Genomic DNA, 16,977 nt, shown 5'->3' with positions numbered 1-16,977 from the left:
CCCAACTGCGAAACTGACAGGAGGTAGGCGGATCCGGCTTTTCGACAGTCAGGTAAAGCCTTTGGCTTTGCTTAGCAAGGATATCCGTGCTGAAAACCGGCGCCGAACGGGTGGTTTTTTCTAATCAAGGTCCGCGTCTATGCCGGGAAACAGCCGATCTGTCTCTCGGCGCTCCTTCTTGGTCGGCCGCCCGCTTCCCTGCACGCGTTGCGCCTGCTCGAACAGCGTCAGCCTTTTTGTTTCGTCCGGAGGCGGACTGAGTTCCTCGTAAAGCAGCCGGGCCTCCTCGAAGGGGCCCCGCCTTTCCCCGCCGGCCTTGACCACCAGCACGAGATCGCGACGCTCGAGCGTCAGATCGATGCGGTCGCCCGGCTTCACCTGGGCGCTCGGCTGTGAAACCAGATCGCCGTTCACCCGCACATGGTTGGAGCGGATCAGGTCCTGGGCGATCGACCGCGACTTTGCCATGCGGGCAAAAAACAGCCACTTGTCGATGCGCTGGCGCGAACCGGATTGTGGCTGTTTTTCCGTCATGGCCTACTTCTTCATCTGCTCCTTGAGAGCTGCAAGTTTTGCAAAGGGCGAATCCGGATCGATCGGCTTTTCCTTGCGTGGCGGCTTTGCCTCGAAGCGAGCGGGCTGCGGCCCTTTGCCGCGGTCATTGCGGTCGGGGCGCGGGCCGCCTTCGTGACGCTCGCCGCGGTTCGGGCGATCGCCCCCGCGGTTGTTATTGTTGTTGTCCGGCCGGCGGTTGTTGTCGCGGTTGGGCTTGCCGCCGTCCCTGCGCTCGCCGCCGCCATTGCGTTCGCCACCGCGCTCGCCGTTCGGACGCGCATCGCGGCGCTGGCCGCCATCGCGACGGTCGTCGCGGCGCCCCTGGGCCGGCTGGCCTGCTTCGCCGCCGGCATTGTTGCGCGGGCCGCCATGGCCACGGCGATCGCCGTGCTGCGCACGTCCGCCACGCTGGTTGTTTTCACGGCCACCGCCCGGACGCCAGAGCAGTACCGGCTTCGGCTCCCCAGCCTCGGCAGCTTTTGCCTCGTCGCCCGGTTCGCCGGCCGCTGCCGGAGCCTCTTCGGAAGCAACCGCCTCGGTTGCCGAAGCTTCGGCCGGAGCTGCCTCCGTCGCGGTCGTAGCCGGAGCGGCTTCTGCGGCTTCTACCGCAACCTCGGCAGGGGCGGTTTCCGCCGCAGCCTCGGCCGGAGCCTCGGTTGCATCTGCGTCATCGGTTTCGGAGGCTTCCGGCGTTTCGACCGCCGGAACCGGTGCGGCAGCCGCCGCAGCGCCCGCCGAACTTGCATCCTGGCCTGCCAGGAACGCCTGCGCCTCTTCCGCCTTCACGGCATCGGCACGGTATCCGAGACCTTTCAGGATTTCTTCCATGTCGTCCGGCGTCGCGCCCAGAATGGAGAGCATGGCGGTCGTGGCCGTGAAGCGGCGCCCGTCATAGGCCCCTTCCGGACGCGGCGTCGCGCCGGGCTTCCACTGCAGCAGCGGACGGATGAGATCCGCAAGGCGCTCCAGGATATCGATACGCACGGCGCGCTTGCCGAGGAAACGGAAGCCCGCAAGCTTGTAGAACATCCGCTCGAAAGCCGGATCGGCAACAACCGAGGTGCGTCCGGCAGCAAGCGCCGGGATCAGATCCCCGTAGCCGGGCTTGTCGAGACCGTCGTTCCTCAGCGCCCAGAGAAGCGTGATGAGTTCGGCCGGTGCCGGCTTCAGGAGCATCGGCATGAAGACGTGGTAGGCGCCGAAACGGATGCCGTAGCGGCGCATCGAGGCGCGCGCATCCTGATCGAGCGACTTCACATCGTCGGTGACATCCCGCCTGAACAGCACGCCGAGGTTCTCGACGAGCTGGAAGGCCAGCCCCTTGGCAAGTCCCTGAAGGTCTTCGGCGCGCGACAGGTCGTCGAGCGGCTTCAGCACGGTGGCGATATGATGATTGACGAAGCGCTCGATGCGGGCAAGCACATGCTCGCGGGCGTTGCCGGTCAGCTGCTCGTCGGCAAGCAGGATGACGCGCGGACGCATGACATGGTCGCTCGCCGAAAGGCGGGCAATGGGCTCGCCGAGCCAGCGCACGAAACCATCGGAGCCGACCGCAAGGTCGCTGTTGCCCGATGCGTAAAGCCGTGCCGCCCGCGCCTCGAATTCGAGCGCCAGCGCTTTCTGGGCGGCACCCTGCACCGCCTTGGCGTCGGGCCCCTCGGTTCCCGAAACGGGCGTGAACCGGAAACCGGCCAATTGCCCGACGTGATGTCCTTCCACAAAGACATCGCCATTCACACTGATTTCAGCTTCCAGCATCGCATTCTCTCTCAGGCGCTTCATGAGCACAGATGTCCTGCGATCAACAAAGCGTTTCGTCAACCTTTCATGTAGCGCGTCCGATAACCTATCCTCTATTTCCCGTGTCTTTTCTTGCCAGTGTGTCGGATCGGCAAGCCAACCAGGGCGATTAGAGACGTAGGTCCAGGTCCGGATCTGCGCTATGCGGGCCGACAGTGTGTCGATTTCACCATCGGTGCGGTCGGCGCGGCGGACCTGTTCCGCCATGAATTCCTCGTTCACCGTCCCGAAGCGCACAAGATCGGAGAAAAGAGTCGAAATAAGGTCCGCGTGCTGCGCCGGCGCAATACGCCGGTAATCCGGCAGCGCACAGGCTTCCCACAGTTTCTCGACCCGCTGCGGCGTCGTCGCGATATCCTTAATTTCGGGATAACGTGAAAGATAATCAAAGGCTTGGCTGTCGGTCGCGGGAAGCGCGCGCGTCAAGCCCGCAAGGGCGGGCGCAGCGTCCAGGCTTTCCCTCAGAGCCCGGAGCGACGAAAAATCGAGCTGCTTCGACCGCCACTGCAGCACTTTGACCTGATCGAACTGGTGGCTTTCGATTCGCTCGACCAATTCGTCTTCGAAAGGCGCGACCTGTCCGGTCACGCCAAATGTACCGTCCCGCACATGCCGCCCGGCACGGCCCGCGATCTGCGCCAGTTCAGCCGGGTTGAGGTTGCGGAACTGATAGCCGTCGAACTTCCGGTCCTGCGCGAAGGCCACGTGATCGACATCGAGATTGAGCCCCATGCCGATCGCATCCGTCGCGACGAGATATTCGACATCGCCGGACTGGTAGAGGCCGACCTGCGCATTGCGGGTGCGCGGGCTGAGCGCACCGAGGACCACCGCGGCGCCGCCGCGCTGGCGGCGAATGAGCTCGGCGATCGCATAGACCTCGTCGGCCGAAAACGCCACGATCGCGGAACGCTGCGGCAGGCGGGTGATCTTCTTCTGGCCGGCATAGAACAGCTGCGAGAGGCGCGGCCGCTCGACGACGGTTATTCCCGGCAACAGCCTTTCAAGGATCGGCCGCATGGTTGCGGCGCCCAGCAGCAGCGTTTCGTCGCGGCCGCGCAGATGCAGGATGCGGTCGGTGAAGATGTGGCCGCGTTCGAGATCGCCGGCGAGCTGCACCTCATCGATCGCCACGAACGCGGCTTTCGTCTCGCGCGGCATCGCTTCCACGGTGCAGACGGAAAAGCGGGCATTCGGCGGGGTGATCTTTTCCTCGCCGGTGATGAGCGCGACCTGGGAGGCCCCGACCTTTTCGACAAGACGCGTATAGACCTCACGCGCCAGCAGCCGAAGCGGCAGGCCGATCACACCGGTGCCATGCGCCACCATTCGCTCGATGGCATAGTGGGTCTTGCCGGTATTGGTGGGTCCGAGCACGGCGGTGACGCCGCGCCCGCTGAGCATCATGGGCTGGAAATTCAATGCCTGGTTCCGCGCGTCACATAAGGCCTGGGTCCCGCGTTGTCGCCCGAAACTCCAAGCCTCGCAACACATGGCGATCTCGGCTGGCAAACGCAAGCCTGAAGAATGGTTTTGCTGCCGAAGAATATCGCCTGAGGGCCGCGAAGGAGGAGAAGGCGATTCGAATTTTACCGGTGAAGGAACAGACGCGAACGAATCGGAGACGAATCGCAGACTCCGGCGGATTCAGCTTTTGTTCACCGCTATATATTGATGCGACTCCGGATTTCTACACGACATCCTGAATCTGTGCCTGATTTGAGTGCGCACAACCTGGAGATTCATCCAAGAGCTGCACGTTCATGAAGAATCGAAAGAGTCAATCCGTTGATATGGTTAATGTTTCGTCAACCGATTCAGGCAGTTGACGCACCATTCGAACCCGGAATTAAGATTCGGGCCAAAGGCGGAACGAATCGCTGACGAATCACAGACATCCGCGTTTTCGCGTTTTGTTTCCCACAAGATATGGTAGGTCTCCGCGGGACCCAGCCGCAAGAAAATGGCCGCGGAAAGCGGCCTCGGAAGCAAATCGTTCAGGTGCCATTAACGTTGGCTAACGCACTTTAACCACACGTGAGAGCACACGCTTGCAAGGCGATGGAACAAAAATCGCGGCGCTACGTTTCCTCGCCAAATCCATATCGGATTGTTCAGCGGAGTAGAAAATCATGCTCGGAACCGTGTTGCTCGTCATCCTCATTCTGCTACTCATTGGCGCTTTGCCGAATTGGGGCTATAGCCGAGGCTGGGGCTATGGTCCGTCGGGCGGATTGGGCCTGGTTGTCCTTATCATCATTATCCTGCTGCTGATGGGCAGGATTTAAAAGCGGCGCAGCCGTGTGTACCAAAGGGAAGGGAAAATAACATGATGAAGAAGATTCTGATTGCAGCCTGCATGATCGGCACGCTCGCATCCTGTACCGCAACCGAACGGGGTACCGCCATCGGTGCCGGCTCGGGTGCCATTATCGGTGGCGCCGTGACCAATAGCTGGGGCGGCGCGGCAGTCGGCGCAGTTGCCGGCGGCCTTGTCGGCGCTGCAATCGGCCATTCCAGCGAACGCCGCGGCTATTGCATCTATCGCGACCGTTACGGCCGCCGCTATGAGGCCCGTTGCCGCTAAGCGCGCAGAGTTATCCAATCCCTCAGGACCGGCGCCCGAGCAATCGGCGCCGGTTTTGTTTTGGCTGGAAGAAGGCCGCCATTAACCTTTGGCCAAAGCCGGAACGAATCGCCGACGAATCGGCGACATCGCCGGTTTCCCGCTTTGTTCACCGCCATATATCGTGTAAAAACAATTTGTTAACCATATGAACGGGTCGTTTCAGCGCATCAGCATGCGCCGAAAACCATCCAAAGGTTAACGCCGGGAATCAGCTCGCGAAGAACTGGCCGCCATTCGCCGACAGCGTCGAACCGGTGATGAAGCCGGCGTCATCCGATGCCAGGAACACGACGCAGCGGGCAATCTCTTCCGGCTCGCCGAGGCGTCCGACCGGGATCAGCGGAATGATCCGCTCGTTCAGCACCTTTTCCGGCACCGCGCGCACCATTTCGGTGGCGATGTAACCCGGGCAGATGGCGTTGACGGTGATGTTCTTGGCAGCGCCTTCCTGCGCCAGCGCCTTGGTGAAGCCGAGATCGCCGGCCTTGGCCGCCGAATAGTTCACCTGACCCATCTGGCCCTTCTGGCCGTTGATGGAGGAAATGTTGATGATCCGGCCGAAACTGCGGTCGCGCATGCCGGTCCAGACCGGATGCGTCATGTTGAAGAGGCCGGTGAGGTTGGTACCGATCACCTCGTTCCACTGTTCGGGCGTCATCTTGTGGAACATGCCGTCACGGGTGATGCCGGCATTGTTGACGAGCACCTCGATGGGGCCGAGTTCCGCCTCAACCTTGGCGACGCCGTCGACGCAGGCCTGATAGCTGGAGACATCCCATTTGAAGACCGGAATGCCGGTCTCGTCATGGAAAGCCTTCGCCTTTTCCTCATTGCCCGCGAAATTTGCGGCGACACGATAACCTGCCGCCTTCAACGCGATGGAGATGGCTGCTCCGATCCCACGCGTTCCCCCCGAAACCAATGCAACCCTGCTCATGCGATTTTCCCCTCTTCGCTCGGATCCGATCCTTCTGTGTGACCGAATACTTACCCAGTTTGACATGCTTTTAGCGGGGAGATAGTCCCGCCGCGAAGTTTTGCAACGTCGGCGGGATTATCCACATCCTTCTAAAATATCACATGGCTTCGAGGCACATGGCAATGCCCATGCCGCCGCCGATGCACAGCGTCGCAAGACCCTTCTTGGCGCTGCGGCGCTTCATCTCGAAGACGAGCGTGTTGAGGATGCGGGCGCCCGATGCGCCGATCGGATGGCCGATGGCGATCGCGCCTCCGTTGACGTTGACGATCGACGAATCGAAACCGAGATCCTTGACGACGGCGCAGGATTGCGCGGCGAAGGCTTCGTTTGCCTCGATGAGATCGAGATCGCCGACCTTCCAGCCCGCCTTTTCGAGCGCCTTGCGGGAAGCCGGGATCGGGCCGGTGCCCATGATCTGCGGATCGACGCCGGCCGTCGCCCAGGAGACGATGCGGACCATCGGCGTGATGCCGCGGCGGGCGGCTTCCGCTTCCGTCATCAGCACCGCAGCGGCCGCGCCGTCGTTGAGACCCGACGCGTTGCCGGCGGTGACGGTGCCTTCCTTGTCGAAGGCGGGGCGGAGCTTGGCCATCGAATCGAGCGTCGCGCCGGCACGGATATATTCGTCGTTCTCGACGGTCACGTCGCCCTTCCGCGTCTGGATGATGTAGGGAATGATCTCGTCCCTGAAGCGACCTGCGGCCTGCGCGGCCTCCGCCTTGTTCTGGGAGGACACGGCGAACTGGTCCTGCTCCTCGCGGGAAAGCTGCCACTGGCGGGCGATGTTTTCCGCCGTGATACCCATGTGATAGCCGTAGAACGCGTCGGTCAGGCCGTCCTTGATCATCGTGTCGATCATCTTGAAGTCGCCCATCTTCACGCCGCCGCGCAGGTGCGCGCAATGCGGCGCCATGGACATCGATTCCTGACCGCCGGCAACGATGATCTTGGCGTCGCCAAGCGCGATCTGCTGCATGCCGAGTGCGACGGCGCGCAGGCCCGATCCGCAGAGCTGGTTGACGCCCCAGGCAGTCGCCTCCTTCGGAACGCCGGCCTTCATCGCGGCCTGGCGGGCGGGGTTCTGGCCCTCGCCGGCCGGCAGGACCTGGCCGAGGATCACCTCGTCCACTTCCGCCGCCTCGACGCCGGCGCGCGCGAGCACACCCTTGACCGCCGCAGCGCCCAGCTCATGCGCCGGGACATTGGCAAAGGCGCCATTGAAGGAACCGACCGCGGTACGGCCGGCGGCTGCGATCACGATGGATGGGTTGGTCATGGACGTTTCCTCTTATCCGATGTTTGCCTGCGAGACTGGCAAAGCTTGGGCTCAGAGTCAAACGCCAGTCCGATACCGGGACGAGGCGGCCGGATCTTTTGAAAATGCCCATTAGATTCCGCGGGTTTGCTGCGCAACAAAGCGGTCGCCGCGCCGCACAAATCGTTTGTAAGTCCTCGTCATTTAGGCTTACATTCCTGTCGGGAGAAGCAGACCTATCGATAATGACCAAACCATATTGACGGGAGCAGGAGGCAATCATGGCGAAGACCGAAGGCGAAATCATAATCAAGAAATATGCCAACAGGCGCCTCTACAACACGGGCACCAGCACCTATGTGACGCTGGAAGACCTGGCGAAGATGGTGAAGAAGGGCGAGGAATTCACCGTCCAGGACGCCAAGAGCGGCGAGGACATCACCCATTCGGTTCTGACGCAGATCATCTTCGAGCAGGAATCCAAGACCGGAAACACGCTTTTGCCGATTTCCTTCCTGCGACAGCTGATTTCCTATTACGGCGACCAGATGCAGATGGTCGTGCCGACCTTTCTCGAACACTCGATGAAAGCCTTTACCGACCAGCAGGTTCAGATGCGCGAGCAGATGACGCGCGCCTTCGGCGATACGCCGCTCAGCAAGAACCTGCAGATGCCGATCCAGATGATGGAAGAACAGGTGCGCCGCAACACGGACATGTTCCGCCAGGCCATGCAGATGTTCACGCCGTTTACGGCCCAGCCCCAGGCACCCGCCGCCAAGAAGACCGATGCCAAGGATATCGACGAGCTGAAGGAACAGCTCCGCAACCTGCAGAGCCGTCTCGATAACCTCTGAAACCGGCGGTTCTCGTCAGAGCCCGATCGACACGTCACGGCCGGCCGAGCGGATCGCAACCGCAAAGCCGCCGATCACGTCGACGAAGGTGATCGTCATCAGGATGAAGAAGATCTGCGTCGCGGCATCCCGCACCAGCAGGAATTCGACCAGATAGGCGATGAACACCAGCATCGACAGCATGTGGTTGATCAGCGAGCCGCGGCCGTTGCGGCTGGCTTTCAGGATTTCCACGAACAGGAAGACCAGCGCAACGACGATGATCACGTCGCCGAGCGTCATGGTCCAGACGGCACCAGACAGCATCTGGAGCGAACTGATGACGGTGCCGAGCGATCCGATCCCGCCGCCGCCCAGGATGCCGAGCATGGCGAGATTGTAGAGAATGAACGGGATGATCATCAGCGGCAATGCGGCAAGCATGGTCTCGAGGCTCCAATCGGCGTGAGCCGGACTCTACGTGCTTGCCCTGCTTTCGCAAGTCTTCGCGCAACAAAACAAGTCCTTGCGCAACAAAAAAAAGGCCGGCAAAGCCGGCCTTTGATGCAATAAAACCAGAAAACGCTTATGCGTTTTCCTTCGGCGTCAGGACCTGACGGCCGCGATACATGCCGGTCTTCAGATCGACATGGTGCGGACGGCGCAGTTCGCCGGAATTCTTGTCTTCGACATAGGTCGGAGCCTTGAGTGCGTCTGCGGAGCGGCGCATACCGCGCTTCGACGGGCTCGTTTTTCTCTTCGGTACAGCCATTTTCGTTACTCCACTTGCGTGCAAAACATAATCCCCGGCCGGAACTGAGGCCGATTGGACATGTCTCGATCTCGGAAATTTGGGCGGCTTATACATGCCCTGCCGGGCTTTGACCAGTCCCTGCCGGGATTTTTTGACAAATATGCGACTTAGAGCGTTTCCTTGCTGGATTGAAGCATTCTGTTGGCTCAAACGGAGTCGAATGGTCGTCCGGCCGGCGCAGGTCGTAGCTCCGTCCTACGGCCAAGCCGGCCGGACGATCAGGCGGCCCGTTTCAGCCAACCCGAAGGGCCGGGCATCTTTCCGCCAGGGCAAAGGCGATCGGCTCGGACGTACGCTGTGGTATGCCCTTCGCCAATCGCCTTTGCCCTGACGAAAACCTGCTCCGGCAGAATGCTTCAATCCAGCAAGGAAACGCTCTAAGCCTCGTCCTCCGGCACGATCCAGGTTTCGGCAAGCGCCGCCTCCTGCCACTTGAGCCAGGCCGGGTGGGATTTCATCGCTGCCATATAGGCAAGCGTCCCGGCATCCGTCGTCAGGTCATAGACGTCGAAACGGTTGACGACAGGCGCAAACATCGCGTCCGCTCCGGAAAATTCGCCGAACAGGAACGGCCCGCCGGATTTCGCCCTGAGCTCGCGCCAGATCGTCTCGATGCGCGCCACGTCGTCCATCACGCCGTCCGGCAGCGCGATCCTCGCCTTCGGCCGGCGCATGTTCATCGGGCAGGCATTGCGCAACGCCCGGAAGCCGGAAATCATCTCCGTCGAGACGGAGCGGGCAACGGCACGATCGGCGGCGGCCCTTGGCCAGATGCCCTTGTCCGGGAAAAGCTCGGCTGCATATTCGATGATCGCAAGCGATTCCCAGACGCGCACATCGCCCTGATGCAGAACCGGCACCTTGCCGGTCGGCGAGATCGGCTTGAATTTCGGATTGCCGGCGGGGAAATCGAAGGGGATCAGCACTTCCTCGAAATCGATGCCCGCCGCCGTCAGCGCGATCCAGGGGCGGAAGGACCAGGAGGAATAGTTCTTGTTACCGATATAAAGGGTAAGCTTGTCCATATTTCGTCTCCGGTTGGTTGTTCAGCCCTATACTGGCCTCGGCCGGAGACGACCAATGAAATCGGTAGACCTCAATCATAAATGCATTTGATATAGTCGCCGGAGCCGCGGGCCCGGCTCTCGACCACGCTTGCCAGCCGCTGCACGCCGCGGCTTGGTTTGCTGGCGACGCGGGTGATCGGGTTGGGCAGCGCCACGGCCAGGAGCGCTGCCTGCCGAGCGCTCAGTTTCGATGCCGGGACCTTGAAGTGATATTGTGCGGCCGCTTCGGCGCCATAGATGCCCGGCCCCCATTCGGCGATGTTGAGATAGATCTCCATCATCCGCCGCTTCGACCAGACCAGGTCCGCACCGAGCGCCAGCGGCAGTTCCAGCCCCTTGCGGATGAAGGAGCGGCCGTTCCAGAGGAAGAGGTTTTTGGCGGTCTGCATCGGAATGGTGCTTGCACCCCGCGTCGCTTCGCCGTCGAGCGCATCCTCGACCACGCCGCGCATCTGGTTCCAGTCGACGCCGCCATGGAAGCAGAACTGGCCGTCCTCGGACATCATCACCGAACGGACGAGATTGGGCGAGATCTGGTCGAGGCTCACCCAGCGCCGGTCGTAGCCGCGGAACAATACCAGTTCCGACAGCATCAGGGTCGAGACGGGCCGGGTGAACGGCAGCGCGTAGACGAAGACCAGCAGATAGGGCAAGGCCACCAGCGCGATCGCGATCATCACGATCCGGCGGATCAGATTGCCCGGAACCGGGCGCCGTCTCCAGCCGGCCCTCACGGGCTGCTCCTCCTGCACCTGCTGTTCGGGTGTGAAGTCCAATATCCCACGCGTCCCTCGTTTTAAGTTTCATAACCGTTCAGCGTGGCCAAGGCGAGTCCGGCGCCGAAAACTTCGCCTGTCCCGGTGGATAGCCGTTGCCAGCCAACCCCTCGGCATGCCAAACAGCGGCCATGACGGACGCGAAGACGGCATTCGAAACACGCCTGCGGCAGAGCGCCGCCGAGACGGGAGCACTGCTTTCGTCTCTCCTGTCCGATACCCCTCTTTCCGACGAGACGACACGCCCCGCACATCTGATGGCCGCGATGCGGCACGGATCGCTGAACGGCGGGAAACGGCTGCGGCCCTTCCTCGTCCGCGAAAGTGCGGCGCTGCTCGGCGCGCCGGCGGATGCAGCACTTCGGGTCGGCGTCGCGCTGGAATGCCTGCATTGTTATTCGCTGGTCCACGACGACCTGCCGGCAATGGACGACGACGACCTGCGCCGCGGCCAGCCGACCGTGCACAAGGCCTTCGACGAGGCCACCGCCATCCTCGCCGGCGACAGCCTGCTGACCTACGCTTTCGACATCATCGCCGCACCCGAGACGGCACTTGCCGACCGGCTGAAGACCGAACTCGTCCTGTCGCTTGCCCGCGCAGCCGGTCCCGGCGGCATGGCAGGCGGCCAGGCGCTTGATCTCGCCGCCGAAAAATCGCCGCCGGACGAGGCGGGCATCATCACGCTGCAGGCGATGAAGACCGGCGCGCTGCTGCGTTTCGCCTGTGAGGCAGGCGCGATCATCGCCGGTTCAGAGCCGCAACATCGCCAGCGACTGCGGCTGTTCGGCCAGAAGATCGGCCTTGCCTTCCAGCTCGCCGACGATCTGCTGGACCTGACCTCGGATGCCGCCACCATGGGCAAGGCAACCGGCAAGGACGCCGGACGCGGCAAGGGCACGCTTGTCGCCCTGCACGGCATAACCTGGGCGGAAGACCGGCTGGACGCTTTGACCGCCGAAGCCGTCGAACTGCTTGCGCCCTACGGCGAAAAGGCGTCCATTCTGCAGGAGACGGCCCGCTTCGTCGCCAGCCGGGAAAACTAGACAGGGATAGGAAACGAGAATGCCGGACGTCCTGAGCTATCTGCCCTACATGTGGCCGGCCTATGTGGCCTATGTCATCAATGTCGCGAGCCCCGGACCGGCCAATTTCGCCATCATCGGCACCTCGATCTCCCAAGGGCGCCGCGCCGGCCTGATCACCGCGCTCGGCATTGCCAGCGGCTCGCTGACCTGGGCGACAGCCGCCGCCCTCGGTCTCGCGGCGCTGCTCCGCAACTATGCGATCGCGCTTGAGATCATGAAGGTGCTCGGCGGGATCTACCTGATCTACCTCGCCTGGAAGGCCTACAAGTCCGCGCGCCTGCCGGATTCCAAGGTCGCTCTCGGCAGTGCGAAAACGAACTATACCGCCCGCCAGCTCTGGCTGCGCGGTTACGCGGTCCACGTCACCAATCCGAAGGCGATCTTTGCCTGGCTGGCGATCATTTCGCTCGGCCTGCCGGAAAATGCGCCGACCTCGGCGATCCTTCTGATCATCGGCGTCTGCATGAGCTCGAGCCTGCTGATCTTCACCACCTATGCGATGGTGTTTTCGACGTCCCATGCACTGCGCGGCTACAAGGCCGCGCGGCGCTGGATCGAAGGCACGATGGCTGTGTTCTACAGCGTCGCAGGCCTGAAGCTGCTGACGAGCCGCATCTGAACGGCCCGCCTTCCTCATCCACCTTGTTCTGATCAGCCCTGGGTGATCGGCGCGATCGCCACTTCGACGCGGCGGTTCTGCGCGCGGCCGTCCGAGGTCGCATTGGTGGCAACCGGCTGCGACGGGCCGAAGCCCATGGTCGACATGCGGCGCTGGTCCACACCGCGGCCGCCGAGATAATTCGCGACAGAGGCGGCGCGGCGTTCGGAGAGCGCCTGGTTATGCTGCAGGCTGCCGGTCGAGTCCGTATGGCCGTTCACGTCGATCAGAGTGCGGTTGAACTTGTTCAGCACGATCGCGACGGAATCCAGCGTCCGGTAGAAGGGCGGGATCACCTGGTCCTGGTCGGTGGCAAACGTGATGTTGGACGGCATGTTGAGAATGATCCGATCGCCGACACGGGTCACGGAAACGCCGGTGCCCTGCAACTGGGCGCGCAGTTCCGCTTCCTGGTTGTCCATGTAGGCGCCGATCCCGCCACCGGCGAGCGCGCCGATACCGGCGCCGATCAGCGCATTGCGGCCGGCATGGCGTCCACCGGTCAAGCCGCCGGCAAGTGCGCCGAGGCCCGCGCCGATGGCGGCGCCGCCGGCGGTGTTGGAAACCTTCTGCTCGCCCGTATAGGGGTCGGTCGTGGTGCAGGCGGAAAGATAGGTCGCGCAAAGTGCGACGATTGCGATTTTCTTGAGCATGTAAATGGATATCCCCGTCGTCAGTGGTGATACCTCATTTACCACGAATTGCGGCAATAGCGAGGAGACCGGTAGGTCTTCGTCATCGACAGGCAGCAGGGCGAACCCGTCCCGGTCCAGACACCGGGTGAAGAGACCCGATGCGGCGATAAAACGGGCGGATCAGCGAGCCGCCGGCAGGCTTTTCAGAACGTCGAGCAGCCGGTCGCATTCGGCATCCGTGCCGATCGAGATGCGCAGATAGTCGGCTATGCGCGGCTTGTTCCAGTGCCGGACCAGCACGCCCTCGGCCCGCAAGGCCGAATAGACTTCGGCGCCCGACAGGACCGGATGCCGGGCGAAGACGAAATTCGCCTGCGACGGCAAGACATCGAAACCCATCGCCTGCAATTCACCGCTGACGCGGTCGCGCGTCGCGATGATCTTCTGCCGGCAGGCCTCAAACCACTCCACATCCTCGATCGCGGCGGTCGCGGCGACCTGCGCCAGCCGGTCCAGCGGATAGGAATTGAAACTGTCCTTCACCCGTTCCAAGGCATCGATCAGATGCCGCTGGCCGAGCGCAAAACCGACCCGCATGCCGGCAAGCGAGCGTGATTTCGACAGTGTCTGGATGACGAGAAGGTTCGGATAGCGGGCGATGAGGCTCGCGGCCGTCTCGCCGCCGAAATCGATATAGGCCTCGTCCACCACGACCGGTACGTCCGGATGCGCGGCAACCAGCGCCTCGATCTCCGGGAGAGCCAGACCGATGCCGGTCGGCGCATTCGGGTTCGGTATGATGATCGCGCCGCAGGGGCGGTCGTAGTCGGAAAGCCTGATCCGGAAGCCTTCATCAAGCGGGATCTCCACGACGTCGATATCGTAGAGCCGGCTATAGGTCGGATAAAAACTGTAGGTGATATCCGGATAAAGCAGCGGCTTGTCGTGTTTCAGCAGCGCCTGGAACGTGTGCGCCAGTACCTCGTCCGAACCGTTGCCGACAAAGACTTCATCCGCCTCTACGCCGAAACGCAGGGCAATCGCTTCGCGCAACGCCGTGGCCGACGGATCCGGGTAAAGCCGCAGCGCATCGTCCGCCGCCGCATGGATGGCGGCAACCGCCTTCGGAGATGGCCCGTACGGGTTCTCGTTGGTATTGAGCTTGACCAGATTCTGGATACGCGGCTGCTCACCCGCGACATAGGGCTTCAGCGTACTGACGATCGGCGACCAGTATTGGCTCATGAGATTATTCGGCAGCCGTGCGTTGGCCAAACCGATTTTCGATATACTCGATCACCAGCTTTTCGAAATCGGCGGCGATGTTCACGCCGCGCAGGGTCAGCGCCTTCTGGCCGTCGATAAACACCGGCGCAGCCGGCGTCTCACCGGTACCGGGCAGCGAAATGCCGATGTCCGCATGCTTGCTTTCGCCGGGACCATTGACGATGCAGCCCATCACCGCGACGTTGAGCGCCTCGACGCCCGGATATTTCTCGCGCCAGACCGGCATGTTCTTGCGCAGATCGTTCTGGATGTTCTGGGCAAGCTCCTGGAACACCGTCGAGGTCGTTCGCCCGCAGCCCGGACAGGCGGCGACGACCGGCACGAACTGGCGGAAACCCATGACCTGCAGCAGTTCCTGCGCCACCTGCACTTCGCGGGTCCGGTCGCCGTTCGGCTCCGGCGTCAACGAAACGCGGATCGTATCGCCGATCCCGTGCTGCAGCACATAACCCATGGCGGCCGACGAAGCGACAATGCCCTTGGAACCCATGCCGGCCTCTGTGAGACCGAGATGCAGCGCATGGTTGGAGCGCTCGGCAAGCATGGAATAGACGGCAATCAGGTCCTGCACCTGGCTGACCTTGGCCGACAGGATGATGCGGTTGCGCGGCAGGCCGATCTGTTCGGCAAGCTCGGCGGAAATCAGCGCCGACTGGACGATCGCCTCGTGCATGACCTGGCGGGCCGACAGCGGCGAACCTTCCGCCGCATTGCGGTCCATCAGCGTGGTCAAAAGATCCTGGTCGAGCGAACCCCAGTTGACGCCGATACGAACAGGCTTGTCGTAACGGATCGCCATCTCGATGATATCGCCGAACTGCTTGTCCTTCTTGTCCTTGAAGCCGACATTGCCGGGATTGATGCGGTATTTCGCCAGCGCCTCGGCGCAGGCCGGATGGTCGGCGAGCAGCTTGTGGCCGATATAGTGAAAATCGCCGACCAATGGCACATCCATGCCGAGCCGCAGCAGCCGCTCGCGGATTTTTGGAACGGCAGCGGCGCTTTCGTCGCGATCGACGGTGATGCGAACCAGCTCGGAACCGGCCTTGTAGAGGGCCGCGACCTGCGCGACCGTTGCGTCGATATCGGCGGTATCCGTATTGGTCATCGACTGCACGACGACAGGCGCGCCTCCGCCGACGATGACGCCGCCCACATCGACGGCGACCGTGGCGCGGCGCGGTTTCGGGTCGTATTCGATGGGTGCGGTCATCGGAAATCTCGTCGCCTTGGGAATGAAGCGCCTTTCAGGTGGCGTATGGCTTGCGGCTTGTCAACCGCCGCGACGCTCACTTTATCGCACCCGCCTTTCCCGTTCCAGCCCGGCAGGCTGACGCGCCTAGTGATGCGCGGCATCCGCATGTCGAGCCAAAGGCGAGAGCACCAGCACCACGACGATCAGCGCCGAGAGGCCGGCGAAGATGATCGCAAGGCCGGTATGCTCGGCGATGAAGCCGATCGCGGACGGCGCGACCAGGATGCCGGAATAACCCATGGTCGTGACCACCGAAAGGCCGACGCCGGCCGCCATGCCCGGCAGGTTGCCGGCGGCCGAAAAGGCGATCGGCACGATGTTGGAAATGCCGATGCCGGTCAGCGCAAAACCGGCGATCGCCATCGGCGCATTCTGGGCAAAGCCGATCAGCAGCAGGCCGAAGATCGAGATGACGGCACAGACGCGCAGCGTCCTGACCGCGCCGAAACGGTCGCGGATCAGGTCGCCGGCAAAGCGCATCGTGGCCATGGTGAGCGAAAATGCCGCGAAGGCGAAACCGGACAGGGTGACGGAGGCTGCAAGCTCGTTGCGCAGGTAAAGCGCGCCCCAATCGAGGATCGCACCTTCCGGGATCATGCAGAACAGCGCCATGATGCCGATCAGCCAGGGCAGCGGCGAACGCGGCAGACGGCTTCCGCCATGTTTTGCCTCATCCGGATGCGGCGCATCGTGCAGCACGGTCCGCCAGGCAGCAACGATCATCAGCGCGGCAAGCACTGTCACCAGGATGGCATGTGCCGAAACGCCGATATGTTCGATCAGGAAGCCGCCCGTCGACGAGCCGAGTAATCCTCCGAGGCTCCAGAAGGCATGGCAGGACGACATGATCGCCCGGCGCATGTATTTCTCGACCGAGACCGCATTGGCATTCATCGCCACGTCCATCGCCCCGATCAGGCCACCAAACAGGAATATGGCGACCGCACCCGACCAGACGCTGCCGACCCAGGTGAGCAGCAGCAATGTCGGCGTCAGAAGCACCGATATATATTTGGAAACCTGGCTCGATCCGAACCGGGCAATCTGGCTGCCGGCAATCGGCATCATCACCAGCGACCCGAGCCCGAAAGTCAGGATCATCAACCCGAGCGAGCTCTCGCTCAAGCCCAGGCGGCTTGCGAATTCCGGAATCTTCGGCGCCCAGGCACCCACCATGAAGCCGTTCATCAGGAAGAGCAGCGACACGCCTACCCTTTCGCGGGTGATGAAGTTTCGTGAGCTGGCGGAAACGTTCGAGGGCGAGCGACTATCCATGGACAAGTTCCTTTTCGATCGCGGCGAACATATTTAAATCGATTGAATTTGCAACGCGGCGAGGA

At 62.4% G+C, this 16,977-nt stretch carries 17 protein-coding genes; 5 read left to right on the top strand and 12 right to left on the bottom strand.

All coding sequences use genetic code 11. From position 1 onward, the window contains the following. Window positions 1-120 precede the first annotated feature (120 nt). The gene (locus tag J2X76_RS22535; protein WP_310219542.1) at window positions 121-534 is read right to left on the bottom strand and encodes an RNA-binding S4 domain-containing protein; all 414 of its coding nucleotides are present in this window, start codon (window positions 532-534) and stop codon (window positions 121-123) included. A 3-nt stretch (window positions 535-537) separates the two neighbouring features. Beyond that, on the bottom strand, window positions 538-3,762 hold the full coding sequence (locus J2X76_RS22530; protein ID WP_310219893.1) for a helicase-related protein: 3,225 nt from the start codon (window positions 3,760-3,762) through the stop codon (window positions 538-540). 725 nt (window positions 3,763-4,487) lie between these two features. Here J2X76_RS22530 and J2X76_RS22525 point away from each other — a divergent pair. Together J2X76_RS22525 and J2X76_RS22520 are read left to right on the top strand one after the other, a co-directional pair. Next, on the top strand, window positions 4,488-4,643 hold the full coding sequence (locus J2X76_RS22525; protein WP_007775119.1) for a DUF3309 family protein: 156 nt from the start codon (window positions 4,488-4,490) through the stop codon (window positions 4,641-4,643). Between the two features lie 41 nt (window positions 4,644-4,684). Next, window positions 4,685-4,942 (top strand): YMGG-like glycine zipper-containing protein, encoded by a 258-nt coding sequence (locus tag J2X76_RS22520; protein WP_113126789.1) that lies wholly within the window; start codon window positions 4,685-4,687, stop codon window positions 4,940-4,942. Between the two features lie 250 nt (window positions 4,943-5,192). Here J2X76_RS22520 and J2X76_RS22515 read toward each other — a convergent pair whose 3' ends face one another. Together J2X76_RS22515 and J2X76_RS22510 are read right to left on the bottom strand one after the other, a co-directional pair. After that, a complete protein-coding gene (locus tag J2X76_RS22515) occupies window positions 5,193-5,921 on the bottom strand; it encodes a beta-ketoacyl-ACP reductase (protein WP_113285144.1) in 729 nt (242 codons plus the stop codon). Window positions 5,922-6,060: 139 nt separating this feature from the next. Then, window positions 6,061-7,242, bottom strand: coding sequence for an acetyl-CoA C-acetyltransferase (locus tag J2X76_RS22510; protein ID WP_310219535.1), 1,182 nt, complete (start codon window positions 7,240-7,242; stop codon window positions 6,061-6,063). A 260-nt stretch (window positions 7,243-7,502) separates the two neighbouring features. Here J2X76_RS22510 and phaR point away from each other — a divergent pair, with 260 nt between their 5' ends. Then, a complete protein-coding gene (phaR, locus tag J2X76_RS22505) occupies window positions 7,503-8,078 on the top strand; it encodes a polyhydroxyalkanoate synthesis repressor PhaR (RefSeq protein WP_113285143.1) in 576 nt (191 codons plus the stop codon). 15 nt (window positions 8,079-8,093) lie between these two features. On the opposite strand, the gene J2X76_RS22500 is transcribed toward phaR, so the two are convergent. The 4 genes from J2X76_RS22500 to mtgA all read right to left on the bottom strand — a co-directional run bounded on the left by J2X76_RS22500 (window position 8,094) and on the right by mtgA (window position 10,615). After that, a complete protein-coding gene (locus J2X76_RS22500) occupies window positions 8,094-8,501 on the bottom strand; it encodes a hypothetical protein (RefSeq protein WP_113126785.1) in 408 nt (135 codons plus the stop codon). A gap of 142 nt (window positions 8,502-8,643) precedes the next feature. Further along, the gene (rpmF, locus tag J2X76_RS22495) at window positions 8,644-8,829 is read right to left on the bottom strand and encodes a 50S ribosomal protein L32 (RefSeq protein WP_037081346.1); all 186 of its coding nucleotides are present in this window, start codon (window positions 8,827-8,829) and stop codon (window positions 8,644-8,646) included. A 419-nt stretch (window positions 8,830-9,248) separates the two neighbouring features. Beyond that, entirely contained in the window at window positions 9,249-9,896 is a 648-nt protein-coding gene (locus tag J2X76_RS22490) for a glutathione S-transferase family protein (protein ID WP_310219532.1), read from the bottom strand. A 71-nt stretch (window positions 9,897-9,967) separates the two neighbouring features. Next, on the bottom strand, window positions 9,968-10,615 hold the full coding sequence (gene mtgA / locus J2X76_RS22485) for a monofunctional biosynthetic peptidoglycan transglycosylase (protein WP_310219892.1): 648 nt from the start codon (window positions 10,613-10,615) through the stop codon (window positions 9,968-9,970). Window positions 10,616-10,845: 230 nt separating this feature from the next. On the opposite strand from mtgA, the gene J2X76_RS22480 reads away from it, so the two are divergent. Further along, entirely contained in the window at window positions 10,846-11,760 is a 915-nt protein-coding gene (locus J2X76_RS22480) for a farnesyl diphosphate synthase (protein ID WP_310219530.1), read from the top strand. Between the two features lie 19 nt (window positions 11,761-11,779). Beyond that, a complete protein-coding gene (locus J2X76_RS22475; RefSeq protein WP_310219528.1) occupies window positions 11,780-12,421 on the top strand; it encodes a LysE family translocator in 642 nt (213 codons plus the stop codon). Between the two features lie 32 nt (window positions 12,422-12,453). Here the strand turns inward: J2X76_RS22475 and J2X76_RS22470 are convergent, their stop codons facing one another. From J2X76_RS22470 to J2X76_RS22455, 4 genes are all read right to left on the bottom strand, one after another. Beyond that, window positions 12,454-13,113, bottom strand: a complete 660-nt coding sequence (locus tag J2X76_RS22470; RefSeq protein WP_310219526.1) for an OmpA family protein — start codon at window positions 13,111-13,113, stop codon at window positions 12,454-12,456. 162 nt (window positions 13,114-13,275) lie between these two features. Further along, window positions 13,276-14,340 (bottom strand): histidinol-phosphate transaminase, encoded by a 1,065-nt coding sequence (hisC, locus tag J2X76_RS22465; RefSeq protein ID WP_310219525.1) that lies wholly within the window; start codon window positions 14,338-14,340, stop codon window positions 13,276-13,278. Window positions 14,341-14,344: 4 nt separating this feature from the next. Beyond that, window positions 14,345-15,595 carry a flavodoxin-dependent (E)-4-hydroxy-3-methylbut-2-enyl-diphosphate synthase gene (gene ispG, locus J2X76_RS22460; RefSeq protein ID WP_113126779.1) on the bottom strand — a complete coding sequence of 417 codons (1,251 nt, stop codon included), beginning with the start codon at window positions 15,593-15,595 and terminating at the stop codon, window positions 14,345-14,347. A 126-nt stretch (window positions 15,596-15,721) separates the two neighbouring features. Continuing rightward, the gene (locus tag J2X76_RS22455) at window positions 15,722-16,912 is read right to left on the bottom strand and encodes an MFS transporter (RefSeq protein WP_310219523.1); all 1,191 of its coding nucleotides are present in this window, start codon (window positions 16,910-16,912) and stop codon (window positions 15,722-15,724) included. Window positions 16,913-16,977 lie beyond the last annotated feature (65 nt).

This window comes from Neorhizobium sp. 2083 (assembly GCF_031455615.1).
Lineage (GTDB): Bacteria > Pseudomonadota > Alphaproteobacteria > Rhizobiales > Rhizobiaceae > Neorhizobium.
Note: the sequence above shows the minus strand (reverse complement) of the source record. Positions and strands in the feature narration are given on the sequence as shown.